Source organism: Gelidibacter maritimus (genome assembly GCF_014062315.1).
In the GTDB taxonomy this organism is placed as follows: domain Bacteria; phylum Bacteroidota; class Bacteroidia; order Flavobacteriales; family Flavobacteriaceae; genus Gelidibacter; species Gelidibacter maritimus.
The window spans coordinates 36560-53542 of the sequence record NZ_JACGLT010000007.1 but is presented as its reverse complement, the minus strand read 5'-3'; the positions used below and the strand labels follow the sequence as shown (position 1 = coordinate 53542).

Below are 16983 nucleotides of genomic sequence, written 5' to 3'. Positions count from 1 at the left end.
TACCGCAAATCAAAAGGATGTTAACAACTTATTTTTTGCTAGAAAACAAGCACCCATGGCGCCCGCCCCTTCCGTTATCTTAGAAATTTCTATCCTAGTATCATTCCTCACCAAACTTAATGAGTATTTATTAATGGCCATCTGGAGCGGCAAGAAAAAATGATCTCCTGAACGCGTTAAGGCACCGCCAAAAACGATCAATTCGGGATTGTAAAGATGAAGCACACTCGTAATCCCCTTCCCTAGTTTACTAGCCATTGATCCAATTAATTCTATAGCCAGCATATCATCTTTCTTCGCAGCATCCACAATGTCCATCATTTTAATTTTATTCCAATCTTTAAATTTCTTCTGAAGCGACGAACTTGATCCCTGGCCCAGCTTATCAACTATCTGATTCACTAAAGCTCTTCCAGAAACTTCCGTTTCGAGACATCCTTTTTTACCACATCGGCATATCAGTTCATTTTCAAAGAACGGAATATGCCCAAATTCTCCAGAATACCCAGATTTGCCATATTGAAGTTTTCCATTGACCATAGCCCCTAGCCCGACACCATAATCAACATTTATGTAGATGACATTAGATCTGCTTTTGAGATCCTCTCTTCTAAATTCACAAAATGCCTTTGCTCGTGTATCATTCTCAACATAGGTCATTACGCCCACCCTTTCGTGTATTATTTCCCCTAAAGATTTATCATGAAAGTTATAATAATTATGACTATGCCCGGTATGGCGATTAACTCTTCCCGAAACGTTCAATCCAATCCTAATGAGATTTTTTTTCCACAAAGGATTGGTTTCCATAAAATTCAAAATAATCTCACATAGCCTGCTTAAAGATTGCTCATTATTTTCGAGATCAAATTTTATGTTTTTTTCATAAGCAATCACCTTTTCTTTAATGTCCATAAGACAAAGATCGAGTGAATTATTCTCTAATTCGACCCCCAGAAAAAAATTAGACCCTCCTAACAACCCATACTTATTAGGTCGACGCCCAACACCCGTTCCCACTTTCCCCAAGTCTTCAACAACCTCATCATCTATTAATTCCTGGAGCAATGTACTTATCTTGGGAGCACTCGTGTTAAGTTTTTTACACAGCTCATTAATTGTTAAGGAGTTTTTTTTATCCATATGCTGAACAATCTTTTTCTTCAAGACATAATTCTTAAAGACTACACCTGTCATTTGATTAACCGAAGGTTGATTAAAAAATACATGATTCTTAATTTGCATAGGAGGTTATTTTTGATCCCTAAACTCGATAAAGTCTTGGCGTTATGTTTAAAATTGATTTTTATTAAGATACAAACATATTATTCACATCAAAGAACACTGAAGTTAAGAAGAAACTACATTTTAATAACACACCTTAAGACTCAGACATAATCAATACAGAATCAGCAACTTAATAATTTCAGGTCATCATTTTATAAATATACTATGAATCTTATTAAAACAAACCAAAACTAAACTTAATAATTTATTAATAATAATTTAATTTAACAATAATCCATTAATTAATAAATAAATTTTATATTAGCATTATTATTGAGATTTGTATTCATACTTTAATTTATGCCATGTCTAAAATAATCTTGAATTTAACATTCGCGCTTATCACTTTTTTAGGATTCGCTCAATCTACGCTTATCGTTGCGGGTGGCCAACCGGACAATGATATTGTCACTATATTAAAAGCGAATAATATTCAACACCACTATTATCAAAACATTTCCAAAGCCATAAAAAAGGCAAAACGAGGACAAGGATTATTTCTTATCAGCAATGATGGAGAACTTCAAAAGCAAATCGATTTAAAAATTTTTAAAAAAGCCAAATCAAAAAACCTCCATATATATATTGAAGGGGGGCTCGGCCTACCCGGTCTTTCTTCAGCAGGAGAACTTAATATTCTTAAAGAAAGAGGAGTGGTCTTAACCAATACCATTCCTGGTTTGTCCTCAATGGATATACTCGGTATCAATAATAAAGAAATAGTTCTGTATGAAGATGATATCAAACTATTTAAGAGCCCATTAGTTGTGCTTGGTAAAGTTGCTGGATCAGAAAGGGCAGAATACGGAATTGAGGATATTGAAACATATCCGCTGTTATTTCATATGGAAAAAAATTTTTTAGTCTCAGCCACAAGGCTTAGCAATGTGATAAAAGGAAGGTTTGGACCAACTGAAAATTGGAAGCATTTGTTTGGTTATATAATATCTTGGCTAAGAAGTTCACCAACAATTTTGGATTCTTGGCCCACCTCTGTTCACCCTAACCATAACGCAAACTCTCAAATAGATAAGGATGCAATTACCAAGTCTGTGACCAAAGGTTCTGAGTGGTTTTTCAACACAAAATTACTTGTTCATCCTAATTGGGAAAGCGAGTATTATCAAAAAACTGATAAAAACGGTAAGAATGTAGTGCATCCAGCGGTTGCTAAACATAAGCCTATCGGAAATGGCCTGAATGGCATTTTAGAAGGCCATGCTTCAAGAATTAATCCCGATGGATCGCAGCCTTACCGTTGGTGGATCAGGGCTGATTGTCAAGCAGAAACCGCATTTGCCCTCTCTTCTTCAGCGCTTTTGAAAGACAATGAAAAATATACCGCTACGGCAAAAAATCTTTTGACTTACCTCTTCAAAAACTCAAATCTTCGTCAAGGAGAAAGAAATGATCCTGACAGTCCTTCATTTGGACTTATTGGATGGTCAACAACAGATCCAGACGCTTATTATGGCGATGATAATGCGCGTGCCTTACTTGCTGTTATAGGTGCAAGCACAAACCTTAACATATCAGACTGGAACGAGCAATTGGTAGAAGGCATATTAGCTAATTTCAGAACTGCAGGAACGAATGGATTTAGAGGTCCATGGTTCAGAGATGCAGGTATGCAAAAAACAACTTGGCAAAAGCTGGGTCAGAGAAATATTGTCAATATTCATCCTCATTATGAATCTTGGTTGTGGGCGCTCTATTTATGGCTTTATGATAAAACTGAATACGCTCCTTTGCTGGAAAAATCAAAAGCAGCTATTGCTATAACAATGGAGGCATTTCCAGATTGGAAATGGACCAACGGGATCCAACAAGAATATACCCGCATGATACTTCCTCTTGCCTGGCTAGTTCGGGTAGATGATACTCCTAAGCACAGAGAGTGGCTCAATATGGTAATTCAAAAACTGACGAAAGATTTGGATCCATCGGGAGCTATTCCTGAAAGATTCGGAAAATCAGGTTTTGGACGATATGAAAAAATACAATCCAATGCGGAATATGGAACAAAAGAGGCTCCTTTAATAAGCTCTACAGAAGACAAAGTTTCTGATATGCTCTATACGATGAATTTTGCGTTGTTTTCATTAAACGAGGCCTACCAAGCGACAGGAAACAACCACTACGAAGCATTGACAAAGAGCATTGCTGACTTCTTAGTTAAGATTCAGATTGCCTCCACCGATCAACCCGATTTGGATGGCGCATGGTTTAGAGCTTTTGACTATGGAAAGTGGGAGTATTGGGCGTCAAATGCCGATTCAGATTGGGGTCCTTGGGGAACACTTACCGGTTGGACACAAAGTTGGATCATTAATGGATTGATTCACCATCATACTAACACGAACCTTTGGGATTCTTCGAAAAAACATTATCAGAATTCTGAATTCAAGAACATAACTTCCTCAAAAATTAACACAATGCTTACTCAATAACATTACAATTTCAATTTTTAATTTAGAAAACTATGAAAAATCACCTCTTATTAAGTTTAACGCTTATCGTATTAACATTTAGTACTGGATGTTCTAACGACGATTCTCCCACAATTGATGCTACATCTAAACCAGAAAGCATAACTGCATTAAGAAAAGTACAACTCACAGATAATTTGAAATTCGGTGAAACTTCAATCTCTGGTGTTGTTATTTCAGATCCTAATCATGGAAACTTTCAAAGTGATATTCTTGCAGTGCAGCAAATGGGAGCAACCGCAGGAATCTTATTAGAATTAACCAATGCTGTAAGATATGAAGTTGGTGATGAAGTGACTATCAATCTGGATGGATCAACTTTACATCATGTTGATGGAGAATTAAGAGTAAAAAACCTCTCTGCTGTAAATGTAAGCCCAACTGGTAAAAAGTTGGAAATTCAACCACGCACAACCGATCTCCCAACGTTATCTGCCGAAACGCAATATTGGGGCCCTATATTAGTAGCGATCGAATCAATTGCATTTTCTTCGAATCCTACAATTTTAGGGGGAATTAATGATATTAACGACGGTGTTATCAATGCCAAGTTAGCGGTTATTGAATCAGCCGATTTCTACAATGAGCAAGCTCCAGAGAAATTTGATAAGATTGTTGGGATTTCTAGGCAACATAATGATGACTTAATTATTTACCCAAGAACCGCAGAAGACTTGACTCTTGCTGTTACAGAAGTAAAAGAAGATTTTGAGGATGACACCTCCACAAGTTATGATACCAAAACACTTGATTTTAAAACTGGAACTTGGATGCTCTCAGGTGGTATCACAGCATCCACCTCCGCTGATTTAAAAAATGGTAGTCAAAGTATCCGACTTCGAGGCAGCATCACTAATGAAAACAGAACAGGGATTTTAGAAATGGAATTTGATGTTGAAAATGTGAAAGGCATCCGACTATCCCATGGCATCTACCCTGCCAACGCTGAAGTTAATAATGTTAACCCTACCACGGTTGATTTAGAAATTTCACGGGATAATGGAAACACGTATGAGTTTGTCTCTATGTTCACAATTGATGTTAATTCTGACATGCTGATTACTGAAGAAGTTCCAGTTCAAGTTGAAACTGGAGAAAAAGTGCGATTTAGATTGGTCAACTCTTCCACTCCATTCGGAAACAACAACAAACCTAGGATAAGTATTGATGATTTCACCTTCATATATTAATCTACAAAACCATTCTATAGATGAAAATTATTAAAATAATATTGGGAGCTCTAATTATCATGGCGTTTCCAAGTGACATATATAGCAAGTCTCAACAAGACCCAGTGACATTAAGTGGGGTCATTTTATCTGAAACCCAAGAGCCCATTCCTGGCGCTGTCATAAAACATACCGAAAGTGACAAATATACCTTGACTGGGTTTGACGGTGATTTTGAATTAACCTTATCCGCGCAATCAGGTCATATAGAGATTTCTTATTTAGGATATAAAAAGTTAAAATTGGCTTTTGACGGAACCAAAACCGACTATACAATTGAGTTAACGCCAGATATTACGGCATTAGATGAAATATTAGTTGTTGGTTATGGCACTCAGAAAAAAGAAAATATGACGGGAGCCGTTGACCAAGTAGATTCGGAAATTTTTGAGAATCGTCCAATCACTAATATAGCACAAGGGCTTCAGGGCGCTATTGCCAATTTGAACCTAACCCCTGCCGACGGGAAGCCCACCCAATCTGCTGCTTTCAATATCAGAGGTGCTACTTCCATTGGACAAGGAGGAAATGCGCTTGTATTGATTGATGGTGTTGAAGGTGATCCAGCACTATTAAATCCTAATGATATTGCTACGGTATCTGTTTTGAAAGATGCCTCCTCAGCGGCAATATATGGAGCAAGAGCAGCATTTGGTGTAGTGTTGATTACTACAAAAACTGCAGGCAAGGAAAGAATGCAAATAAAATATTCAAGAAACTATAGCCTAAAATCACCTACAGTCATTCCAGATTATGTAACAGATGGATACACCTGGGCCTCCATGTTTAACGAAGCATTTTCAAGTTGGAACAACTATGCCAGCACACCTCAAAATGTCAATAAAACCATGAGGTTCTCGCAACAATACTTGGAAGAGTTAAAAAGGCGCTCAATGGACCCTGATGCTCCTAAAATTGAAATTGATCCGGCCACTGGAGAGTATGTGTATTACTACAGCACTAATTGGCAAGACGAGTTATATAAAGGCTCTACACATTCTTTGGATCAAAACATTTCAATATCGCAAGGTAGTGAAAAATCGGAGTTTTATCTGACGGGACAATCCTTAAGCCAGCCGGGATTATTTAAGTATAATTCAGATGACTATCAAATGTATAATTTTAGAGCCAAAGGATCTGTAGAGTTACTTCCATGGCTAAGAGTAGGCAATAACGCTAGCTTTTCAAAGGTTAAGTACCACAATCCAATGAACGTTGGTGAAGCTGGAGGAATTTGGAGAAACATGGTTGCAGAAGGGCATCCAATGGCTCCAATGCTCAATCCAGATGGCACTCTAACCCATTCTGCAGCGTATACCGTAGGGGATTATTTTTATGGTAAAAACGGTTACGACAAAGAAAGTAAGGTATTTAGGAACACCACAAATTTTGAAACCAATTTCTTCAATAACTCTCTAAGTATTAAAGGTGATTTTACATATCAACTAACTAACAGAGATGAAACACGAAAGCGCGTTCCAGTTCCTTATAGCCGAACGCCTGGTGTTATCCAATATCTTGGTTCTGCATATAATGATTACAGGGTAATTCAACAAGAAACCGAATATATCTCCACCAACCTATATGGTGAATATGTAACTAAAATTAATGATGCGCACAACTTCAAAATTCTCGGAGGTTTCAATTACGAGCTAAATACTTTTAAACGGCTGGGCTCACAACGTAACGGACTCTTGTATGAAGATGCCAATGACTTAAATCTTGCTGTTGGAGAATCTATATTAACCAGTGGAGGATACGAGCAATGGGCAGTGGCTGGAGGCTTCTTCAGATTTAACTATGATTACAAAAACAGGTATTTATTAGAAGTAAATGGTAGATATGATGGGTCCTCTAAGTTTCCAAAAAACCAGCGTTATGCATTTTTCCCATCAATTTCTGCTGGATGGAATATTTCTTCTGAACCATTTTGGAATATTTCAAAGGACTTAATTACATATTTAAAAGTAAGAGCATCCTATGGTTCTTTAGGAAATGGTAATATTTCATCTTATATGTTCCAAGAACAACTGGTTGTCAATCGCTCCAACAGAATTTTAAACGGCGATTTACCCATGACCACATCTGACCCTACGGTAATACCTGATGGATTGACTTGGGAAACGGTAACTACTAAAAATATTGGAATTGACTTAGCTATGCTCAAAAACAAGCTTAACATTTCAGCAGATGTTTTTAATCGTAAGACCACCGATATGTTTACTTTAGGGCCTGAGTTACCTGCCATTTTTGGGGCTCGACCGCCACGAGGTAATTACGCAGATCTAGAAACTGTTGGATGGGAATTATCGGTAGCATGGCGTAATAGTTTTGCGCTTGCCACAAAACCTTTCAACTACTCTATCAAAGCTAATGTTGCTGATAATCAAACAACCATTTTAAAATATAATAACCCGAACAAAAGGTTAAACGATTATTATGTAGGCCAAAAGCTCGGCGAAATATGGGGCTTAACAACTGATGGTTTTTTCTTGTCCGAACAGGATATCCGTACCTCTGCAGATCAAAGCCTTTTTAGCTCAACGGCTGCAGGAATTTGGAGACCGGGTGATATAAAATTTAAGGATCTTAATAATGATGGTGCCATTAATCATGGAGAGAACACCGCAACAAACCCTGGAGATCGAAGAATTATAGGTAACTCGAGCCCTCGATATATGTTTGGTTTAAATTTAGGCGCCGATTGGAACAATATATTTTTCAATGCATTTTTCCAGGGTGTAGGCAAAAGAGATTGGTATCCCAGCAGAGGAGCAAATGCCTTCTGGGGTCAATATAACGCACCATATGGCCACCCTTTAGAGTCTCAAATAGGCAATATTTGGAGTCCAGAAAATCCGGACGCATATTTCCCTCGTTATACTGGATACCTTGCGTGGGCTTCTGGGGGCACCTTGCGTGAAAAACAAACCCGATACCTACAAAATGCAGCATATGTTCGGTTAAAGAATATCCAAATTGGATATAATTTACCTGAAGATGTTTCAAAAATGATTGGAGCAAATCAAGTTCAATTATATGTTTCAGGAGAAAATTTATGGACATATTCTCCAATGTATAAAAACACGAAAGGGATAGATGTAGAGAATATAGGAGCGTCCGATCAAGATTTAGGAAATTCTAATTATGGCGATGCCTTTAACTATCCTATATTAAAAAACATTTCTGTAGGTGCTAGCATTACCTTTTAAGAGCAATTTAAAACAATAAATAATGAAAAAAATATTCTATATCGGTCTTGTCATCATTGCATTCAATAGCTGTAGCAAGCTAGAGCAAGACCCTGTATCAACCGTAGGACCTGAAGCTGTTTTTAATTCAGAAAGCGGACTCAAATTGTATTCTAATTCATTTTACAATGTCCTTCCTTCAACAACAAGTATCATTAGAGGAGACAACATGTCAGACATTACAGCCCGAAAAGATGTTCCTGACTTTTTTAGACCAGGCGCATATGGCCCAAGACAGAGTACCGGTTGGAGCTGGAGTCAACTTCGAAATATAAATTACTTCATAGAAAAAAATCATAGTCAAGATGTCTCTCCGGCAATCAGAGCTCATTATATGGGAATAGCCAAATTTTTTCGAGCTTGGTTTTATTTCGATAAAGTTAAACGGTTTGGCGACGTGCCATGGATCAACAAAGCTTTAGATGTGGAAGATGATGACGTTCTATATGGAAATAGAGACTCTAGGACCTTAGTTATGGACTCTATTATTGCAGATTTAGATTACGCAATAGAACATGTCAATACGGTTAGCGACGACTCTAGGTCATTAATAACATCAAACGTGGCAGCCGCTTTTCAGTCAAGAGTGGCGTTATTTGAAGGAACATTCAGAAAATACCATACAGATTATAATCTTCAGGATACATCAAACAAGTTCTTGCTGAAGGCAGTAGAAGCTGCGGAAACAGTGATGAACCAAGGAGGGTTTTCGCTTAATAATGCGGGAAGTACACCTTATCGAAATCTTTTTACCAGCAAATCTGTGATTAGCTCTGAAGTCATTCTTGCCAATCTTTATGACGAAAACCTCGGTATTCTTCACGATGCCAATTGGTATTACACGAGTTCTACTTATGGCGATCGGTTAAACCTAACACGCCGATTTGTAAACACCTATCTCAATTCCGATGGTACTCCATTCTCTTCCAGAGCTGGCTATAGAGAATTAACTTTTCAAGAAGAAGTAGTAAACAGAGACCATAGGCTTTCGCAAACTATCCGTACTCCTGGTTATGAGAGAGTAATCGGGGGACAGTCAGTAGAATCACCTCCGACATTTTCTTACACCTATACTGGATATCAGCCTATTAAATGGGTCTTAGATGATGATACTTACGACAGCGGTGGGCATAATGACAATATTATACCAATTATTAGATACAGTGAGGTTCTGTTAAATTATGCCGAGGCCAAAGCGGAAATGAATGAACTGACAGATACAGATTGGAATAACACGATAGGAGCTTTAAGAAGAAGAGCAGGTGTTACGGGTGGAACAACCTCCTTACCTACAATTGTAGACACTTACCTGCAACGTGAGTTTTATCCCGAAATTAACGACCCTATTCTTTTGGAAGTCCGAAGAGAGCGTGGCATAGAATTAGCCCTAGAAGGTTTTAGATTCTATGACTTGGTTCGGTGGGCTAAGGGTGAGTTGGTGGAGAAGCCTTGGAATGGCATGTACGTACCGTCTCTAAATACACCGTTAGATCTAAATCAAGATGGTCAAATGGATGTTTCATTTTATCGTGGAACTTCACCTAATCCAATTCAGGGAGTAACCTATGTTGACGTTTCTGACTATATCCGTGGAGAGAGCAATCCGATGCAATTATCAAATACAACAAGTGGCGAAATCATTTGGCTTGGCAATATTCCAATTGAATGGAAGGACAAATTCTATTTATATCCAATACCTGAAGCTGATCGTCTAATTAATCCAAACCTAGGACAAAACCCGGGGTGGTAATCAAAAAATAAAAATACTATGAAATTTCTATCTATTTTAATGTCCGCATTTATCCTCGCTTGCTCGAGCGATAACTCTACAAAAGATGACGTGGATGCAGAGAAACCTAAGTCCAATTTAAAAGTAATGACCTATAATATCCATATTGCCAACCCTCCTTCTAAAGGAGCAGGTTTTGTGGATATAAATGCTATCGCCAATGTCATTAATACTGAAAAACCAGACTTGGTGGCCTTACAAGAGGTGGACCGTTTTACAGAACGTTCCGGAAAAGACCTTGATCAAGCCAAAGCAATTGCTGATCAAACCAACATGTACTATTACTTTGCAAAGGCACTCAACCGCTCAGGAGGTGATTATGGCGTTGCCATACTTTCCAAATATCCATTACTTAGCACCAAACAACACGCCTTGCCAGGAGCTGACGGCATGGAAGCAGAACTCAGAACTATTGGCATTGTTGAAGTAACGCTAACTACTGGAGAGAAAGTAATTTTTGGTTCTACACACATTGATCACAAATCTGACGATAGCCGTCGTGTACAGGCCAGGGAAATAATTACATTTTTAAAGCCTTATGAGAATATTCCAATAATATTGGGAGGCGATTTCAACATGACTCCTGAGAATGAAATTTGGAATACGTTCAACACTACATTTATTAGGGGGTGTACAGTTTGTCCAGGAACGTTTCCAGCAGTAAATGCAAACACCACCATTGATTATATTCTGCTAAATAAAGTGGCCGCTAATAAATTTACAATCAAAGATTACTACACGGTGGAGGAAAATTATGCATCTGACCATCTTCCGCTCATTATGGAATTAGAGTACTCGACAGAATAATCAGTCGAAAATTAATCAATATTAACCTAAAACTATTTAACAATTTAAATGTCATGCTGAAAGAAGATTTTACCCGCTATAAAAAACTCTATCGTGAAAACCTATTCGACAACGTCATTCCTTTTTGGATGACCCACTCTTTAGATAAAAGAAATGGAGGCTACTATAGCTGTTTAAAAACTAATGGTGACGTTTATGACACAGAGAAGTTAATTTGGTTACAATGCAGACAAGTGTGGACCTTCGCCAAATTTTACAATGAAATTGAGCGCAATACAGAATGGTTAAACATTGCAAAACATGGTGCTGATTTTTTAGAGAAGCATGGGCGTGATAAAGCCGGTAATTGGTATTTTTCCTTACAAGAAAAAGGCGCGCCATTGATTCAGCCATACAATATATTTTCTGATTGTTTTGCGGCAATGGCATTCTCCCAACTAAGCAAAGCTCTTAATAATGAAAATTACACTCGCATAGCAAAACAAACCTTTGAGAATATTTTGCTAAGACAGAGCAATCCCAAAGGCACTTATAATAAATCTTATCCGGGCACTAGAGAGTTAAAAAACTTAGCACTTCCTATGATCCTCAGCAACCTCGTCCAGGAATTAAGTCACATCTTGGACGAAACTACGGTCAAGGACCAACTCACTTCAGTAAAAGACTTAATAATAAATCAGTTTTACAATGCCGATAAAGGAATTATTGTTGAAAACGTAGGTCCAAATGGAGAGTTTGTTGACAGCTTTGCCGGGCGACTTGTCAATCCTGGCCATGGCTTGGAGACTCTTTGGTTTTTAATGGATGTCGGAGAAAAACTAAAAGATCCTAAATTAATTGAAAAGTGTGCAAACATAGTCATATCAACCTTAGAATACAGTTGGGACAAAGACCATGGTGGTATTTTCTATTTTATGGATTTAAAGGGGAATCCTCCAGAGCAATTGGAATGGGATCAGAAATTATGGTGGCCACATATTGAGGCTATGATTGCGTGTTTAAAAGGATTTTATCACACGCAAAATCCTGAATTATGGCAATGGTTTGTAAAACTTCATGATTATACATGGGGCAAATTTGTTGATGAAGAGCATGGTGAGTGGTTTGGGTATTTAAGCCGTGAAGGCAAGGTTACCCATGATCTAAAAGGTGGAAAATGGAAAGGCTGTTTTCACGTGCCAAGAGGATTATTTAATCTTTGGCAACTGATGGATAAACTGGAGAAAATGCAGGAAAAAAAGGTTCCAATTGCTCAGTTATAAAACATATAACATTTTCAGCAATTATTTTAGCACCGCTACTTCAATCAATAATTAGACTAAAACGCCATAAAAAAATGAAAATCAAGACCCTAACATTAGTTGTAATTTTATTTTTACAGAACAGTCTTTATGCTCAAAATAATAGTATTGACAAACAACAAGAAAAGCCAAAGCTAGTTATTGGCATTGTAGTGGATCAAATGAGAGCGGATTACGTGTATAGATACTGGAATAAGTATGGTAATAATGGATTCAAAAAACTTGTAAATCAAGGTTTCATTTTCAAAAACAATCATTATAATTACATACCCACCTATACCGCACCAGGACATGCCTCAATTTTTACTGGAACAAGTCCAATGAACCACGGCATCATTGCCAACGAATGGTTCGACAAACAAACCGCAGAGACCATTTATTGCGTTTCCGATCCGGGAGTCTCACCAGTGGGTACAACATCAAAGGCTGGCGCTATGTCTCCGCACCGTTTAAAATCAACCACCATTACAGATGAAAACAGGTTGAGCTCACAATTCCGAGGCAAAACCATAGGAATTGCGCTGAAAGACCGAAGCGCCATATTGCCCGCAGGCCACACGGCAAATGCAGCATATTGGTTCCACGGGGAAAATGAAGGTAAATGGATTACCAGCAGCTATTATATGCAAAAACTTCCAAAATGGGTCACCAAATTTAATAATTCAAGGAAAGTAGATGAATATCTAAAAGTTTGGGACACTTATTACGATATAGAATCTTATACTGAAAGCGGACCAGATATCAATAATTTTGAAAAAGGATTCAAAGGAAAAGAAACCGCTTCCTTCCCCTATGATTTGAAAGCCTTGAAAGCAAAAAATGGCGGTTATGACATTTTAAAATCAGTTGCTTATGGTGGCGATTTAACCACTGACTTCGCAATTGCTGCCATCGACGGAGAAAAACTGGGTCAAGGAGAAAATACCGACTTTCTGACAATAAGTTATTCAAATACAGATTATATTGGCCATAACTTCGGGGTCAATTCCAAAGAACTACAAGATGCTTACATTCGTTTGGATCTTAATATTGCTACTCTTATTGATCACCTTGATAAGCAAGTCGGAAAAGGCAAATACACTCTTTTTTTAACTTCAGATCATGGTGCAGCCGAAGTACCATCCTATTTAGAGTCGGTAAAAATTCCTGCTTACAACTTTAACACTGGAGCCATGAGAAATGCTCTTAAGACTTATTTAGAAGAGAAATATGGAATTGCTAATCTTATTAGCAACGTATCCAATAATCAAATATTCTTCAATCACTCAGCTCTCAGGAATGCAAAAATCAATGCTAAAGATTTAGAGCGTGATGTAGCAGAATTTGTATTGGCAACAGATATGGTAGACAAAGTGTATGTGCGTTCCCAAATGTTGAACGGCTACTATAACTCAGGCATTGCATCTATGCTTCAAAATGGTTATGATCATAACCGTAGCGGAGACGTCCTTTATATCTTAGAACCTGGCACTATACCAACTGTAGTTAAAAAAGGAACCACACATGGTAGCGGACATACGTATGATACCCATGTTCCATTAATTTTTTATGGACATGGAGTTAAGCACGGCAGCACATCGGAATATACTTCCATAGTTGATATTGCGCCTACAGTTTCAAACCTTTTAAACATACCAAATCCTAATGGTGTTTCAGGGCAACCTTTGTTTCAATTACTTGATTAAATAATAAATTTATGCAAGAACTATCTACACCGGATAGCTTGGGTTAAGGCAATTTAAACACACTATTGAAAAGCAAGTAAAACAGAACAAGCAGTTAAGGGCTATATCAACCTTTAACTGCTTGTTGTTTTTAGAAGAATCAGAAGATCTTTTATAGTGGATTAATGTGGGTAAAAAGAGAGGCTAATTACCCGCTTAAAAATCATTATAAATGAATCTATTTGCTTTCTAAAGCCTTTCTTATTCCCTCTTCAATGAGTGGCTCCATAATTAAATACCCTTCCTTGTTAGGATGGATTCCGTCATCACCCAATTCAGCTCTTAATCCATTTGAAGCATTAACCATAGCGGTAAAATAATCTACATAAATAAGGTCGCGCTCGTGGGCAAACTTCTCTATGAGGCCATTGAGTTCAACAACTTTCTGCGCCGGTTCTAACCCTGGTCTCCAAGGAAAATCTGAAGCAGGCAATACAGAACACAATATAATTTCTATATTGTTAGCCACAGCTATTTCAGTCATGGATTTAATATTATCCATAATCATTTCAATTGTTGACGGTCCCGTATTCTGGGCAATATCATTTGTTCCTGCCAATAACACGACTACTGATGGATTTAAATTGACTACATCTTGCCTAAAACGCAAAAGCATTTGAGGCGTGGTCTGACCCCCTATCCCACGATTAATATAATCCTTGTTCGCAAAAAACTCAGGTCGCTTTTTTCCCCAGCCTTCCGTAATGGAATTACCCATAAACACAATACGATGTTCAGTTGGTTTAGGAGCATCTAATTGAGCGTTAAGATTTTGATATCTTTTCAAATTAGGCCAATCTTGACCCTGAGACGTTGAAGTTAAGATGCAAAATAAAAAGACGCTTAAAGGACGTGTGTAAATTTTCATAATTGTTAAATTGTTAATAGGTATTTATTATTATTTAATTAATCTGTCAATCATTTTGTGTACTTCTATTTAATACACTGGTCACTAAACGTTTTACCCTTTCCATTTCTTCAGGTTGACTCGAAGCTAAAAAAGAGTTAAACTTGCCAAAATATCACTATTAATTAATGGTTTTTTTTTGCGCATTAAAAAGTCTGCCATTTTGTTGTAAAATTTCAAAAAATCAAGCTGCTGCTATTCGCTTATTGCCATCTGCAAAGGAGTGATTTTTTACAATTAAATATAAGAACATTATTGCTTTTTCTTCTAAGGTTATATAAAAATCATCTTCACTAAAACCTTTTGTAATCTGAGCTATGGAACTTTCAAAGCTGTTGTCTTTTTGGGCTTGGGTAAGCCAAACCGTCTCCTGTTAAAATTGTACCTTAATTTGAGTAGAACCATCTTTGGTTTGATAAATTTCTATTTGGTTTTATTCTTTCATTTAGTATTTCATTGGTCTGACGGAATTTCCGAATAGCCTATTTTTTAAACCATTGAGTATTTTCCGGTAATTAATAATTGACTATTTTTCCTAATCTTTCTCCTGCTTGCATCTTTCAATCTCTGCTTCGCTTAACAATCTGCTTACAAAAGCTGTCTTCAAAATACCTTGCATAGGACTTGAGCTTGTTCTAAACGCTCTGCTATGTCCTGATAAACGACTTTCTATTGCTTGGACAATTTGTTGATGTTTATGGTCTGGAAATAGAACTAAAGTTTCCTTTATAGATTTCACTCCTACACTACCTTGTCCAGTATTTCCTGTTTCCGAACCAAAAAACTACTGAGTTAGCAGCCATGAACCTTATAGTTTTGTAACTTACATTTTTAATCATGTAAGTTGCAAATTATCTCGTGGCTCATAGATGATTTGCAACATCATTTGCTAATCATTTACTATAGACAGTAATCTTTTAAAAGCATAAATAGTTGGTCTCCTCCCTGCGCCCGCTTCTGCAATAACAAGAACCTTTTCTTTCACTAAAATATCTAAAAGCCGTGTTGTACTCGATTTTGGAATACCCGAATTTTTCGAAAAATAGTTAGAGGAAAATATGGGTTGAATAAAAATAGTGTCTAAACAATGAACCGCATATTGGCTATGGGTGCTTTCTATTATTTCCTTTTTAACCTCCTCGTATAGATTAATAATTGCTCTTGTCTTATTTATATTCTTTTCTGCCTGAACAATAATAGCATTTAAAAAAAACCGGATCCAATTTGTCCAAACCCCACTATCTGTAATATTTTTTAAAGCATCATAATACTCAGACCTGTGATTTTCTAAATAATCACTGAGATAAAAAACAGGTTCATGTATTATTTTCTTATGATACAAAAATAAAGGAATTAGGATCCGTCCCATTCTACCGTTTCCGTCTAAAAATGGATGAATTATCTCAAACTGTGCATGTACAATCGCCAATTGAACAATCACATCCAATTCTTCATGATGCATATATTTTTCCCAGTTGCTTAGTGCCTCCATCATAACTGGAACGGTTGGCGGTACAAATCTGGCATCATCTATAGTAGACCCTGGTGCACCAATAAAGTTTTGAATACGCCTAAAATTTCCTGGATCTGCGCTGCTACCTCTAACGTCATGCATTAAAGTATTGTGCATTTTACGAATTAGGTTTAGCGTAAGTGGGATACTTTGCATCTGCTCTCTTCCTTCCTTTAAGGCAATACGATAATTTATAACTTCATAAATATCGTCTTTCTTGTAGTCTTCAACATCTTGTTCTCCTTCAAACTGCAAAACATCTCTTAAAGAGGCTTGAGTTCCTTCAATTTTTGATGAGTGTACAGCTTCTTGCGTGCGTAATGGCGCTAAAAGCACATCAGGGTTGATAACTGATTGTAGAAGACCATCATAACGGGCTATATACCTGTTCGCTTTTCCCATAAGGTCTATGAACTTATGCCATTCTATAGCTTCAATTGGTAATGTATGTGGTATATAGGGTTTCATCTTTGTGACTTATGCATGAGTAACAATAATCTTTGTGACCCAAATATAACAAAATATGAATCACAAATTGTTTTGTGATTCACAAATGAGTTATAAATTTTTAATTCTTAATCTTTGCTTTAATTTTCTCCAACAACACACTTGCCCGCCCATAATCCTACTCTTGATGGCAACTTAAAATTACTACTTCACTTAACACGGACGGTACATAAGCTGCT

11 protein-coding genes are annotated in these 16983 nt (G+C 37.2%); 7 read left to right on the top strand and 4 right to left on the bottom strand.

Features of this window, described 5'->3' with window-relative positions:
* Window positions 1-9: 9 nt before the first annotated feature.
* Window positions 10-1245, bottom strand: a complete 1236-nt coding sequence (locus H3Z82_RS10280; protein ID WP_182205423.1) for an ROK family protein — start codon at window positions 1243-1245, stop codon at window positions 10-12.
* Window positions 1246-1592: 347 nt separating this feature from the next.
* On the opposite strand from H3Z82_RS10280, the gene H3Z82_RS10275 reads away from it, so the two are divergent.
* From H3Z82_RS10275 to pafA, 7 genes are all read left to right on the top strand, one after another.
* A complete protein-coding gene (locus tag H3Z82_RS10275) occupies window positions 1593-3737 on the top strand; it encodes a hypothetical protein (protein WP_182205422.1) in 2145 nt (714 codons plus the stop codon).
* Between the two features lie 32 nt (window positions 3738-3769).
* A complete protein-coding gene (locus H3Z82_RS10270) occupies window positions 3770-4966 on the top strand; it encodes a DUF5689 domain-containing protein (protein ID WP_182205421.1) in 1197 nt (398 codons plus the stop codon).
* A 20-nt stretch (window positions 4967-4986) separates the two neighbouring features.
* A complete protein-coding gene (locus tag H3Z82_RS10265; RefSeq protein WP_182205420.1) occupies window positions 4987-8217 on the top strand; it encodes a SusC/RagA family TonB-linked outer membrane protein in 3231 nt (1076 codons plus the stop codon).
* A 22-nt stretch (window positions 8218-8239) separates the two neighbouring features.
* On the top strand, window positions 8240-10006 hold the full coding sequence (locus H3Z82_RS10260) for a RagB/SusD family nutrient uptake outer membrane protein (protein ID WP_182205419.1): 1767 nt from the start codon (window positions 8240-8242) through the stop codon (window positions 10004-10006).
* Window positions 10007-10024: 18 nt separating this feature from the next.
* The gene (locus H3Z82_RS10255; RefSeq protein WP_182205418.1) at window positions 10025-10852 is read left to right on the top strand and encodes an endonuclease/exonuclease/phosphatase family protein; all 828 of its coding nucleotides are present in this window, start codon (window positions 10025-10027) and stop codon (window positions 10850-10852) included.
* A gap of 53 nt (window positions 10853-10905) precedes the next feature.
* Window positions 10906-12114 (top strand): AGE family epimerase/isomerase, encoded by a 1209-nt coding sequence (locus H3Z82_RS10250; protein ID WP_182205417.1) that lies wholly within the window; start codon window positions 10906-10908, stop codon window positions 12112-12114.
* 74 nt (window positions 12115-12188) lie between these two features.
* Window positions 12189-13838: an alkaline phosphatase PafA gene (gene pafA / locus H3Z82_RS10245; protein ID WP_182205416.1), complete on the top strand. Its 1650-nt coding sequence runs from the start codon at window positions 12189-12191 to the stop codon at window positions 13836-13838.
* 217 nt (window positions 13839-14055) lie between these two features.
* Here pafA and H3Z82_RS10240 read toward each other — a convergent pair whose 3' ends face one another.
* From H3Z82_RS10240 to H3Z82_RS10230, 3 genes are all read right to left on the bottom strand, one after another.
* Window positions 14056-14745: an SGNH/GDSL hydrolase family protein gene (locus tag H3Z82_RS10240; RefSeq protein WP_182205415.1), complete on the bottom strand. Its 690-nt coding sequence runs from the start codon at window positions 14743-14745 to the stop codon at window positions 14056-14058.
* A gap of 223 nt (window positions 14746-14968) precedes the next feature.
* Window positions 14969-15094, bottom strand: a complete 126-nt coding sequence (locus H3Z82_RS19820; RefSeq protein WP_394368107.1) for a Fic family protein — start codon at window positions 15092-15094, stop codon at window positions 14969-14971.
* A 579-nt stretch (window positions 15095-15673) separates the two neighbouring features.
* Window positions 15674-16765: a Fic family protein gene (locus tag H3Z82_RS10230; protein WP_182205414.1), complete on the bottom strand. Its 1092-nt coding sequence runs from the start codon at window positions 16763-16765 to the stop codon at window positions 15674-15676.
* Between the last annotated feature and the right edge of the window lie 218 nt (window positions 16766-16983).

Bases quoted from the DNA above. Each gene is read 5' to 3' on its own strand.
- H3Z82_RS10280 (WP_182205423.1), bottom strand. From the start codon at position 1,245: ATGCAAATTAAGAATCATGTATTTTTTAATCAACCTTCGGTTAATCAA.
- H3Z82_RS10275 (WP_182205422.1), top strand. From the start codon at position 1,593: ATGTCTAAAATAATCTTGAATTTAACATTCGCGCTTATCACTTTTTTA.
- H3Z82_RS10270 (WP_182205421.1), top strand. From the start codon at position 3,770: ATGAAAAATCACCTCTTATTAAGTTTAACGCTTATCGTATTAACATTT.
- H3Z82_RS10265 (WP_182205420.1), top strand. From the start codon at position 4,987: ATGAAAATTATTAAAATAATATTGGGAGCTCTAATTATCATGGCGTTT.
- H3Z82_RS10260 (WP_182205419.1), top strand. From the start codon at position 8,240: ATGAAAAAAATATTCTATATCGGTCTTGTCATCATTGCATTCAATAGC.
- H3Z82_RS10255 (WP_182205418.1), top strand. From the start codon at position 10,025: ATGAAATTTCTATCTATTTTAATGTCCGCATTTATCCTCGCTTGCTCG.
- H3Z82_RS10250 (WP_182205417.1), top strand. From the start codon at position 10,906: ATGCTGAAAGAAGATTTTACCCGCTATAAAAAACTCTATCGTGAAAAC.
- pafA (WP_182205416.1), top strand. From the start codon at position 12,189: ATGAAAATCAAGACCCTAACATTAGTTGTAATTTTATTTTTACAGAAC.
- H3Z82_RS10240 (WP_182205415.1), bottom strand. From the start codon at position 14,745: ATGAAAATTTACACACGTCCTTTAAGCGTCTTTTTATTTTGCATCTTA.
- H3Z82_RS10230 (WP_182205414.1), bottom strand. From the start codon at position 16,765: ATGAAACCCTATATACCACATACATTACCAATTGAAGCTATAGAATGG.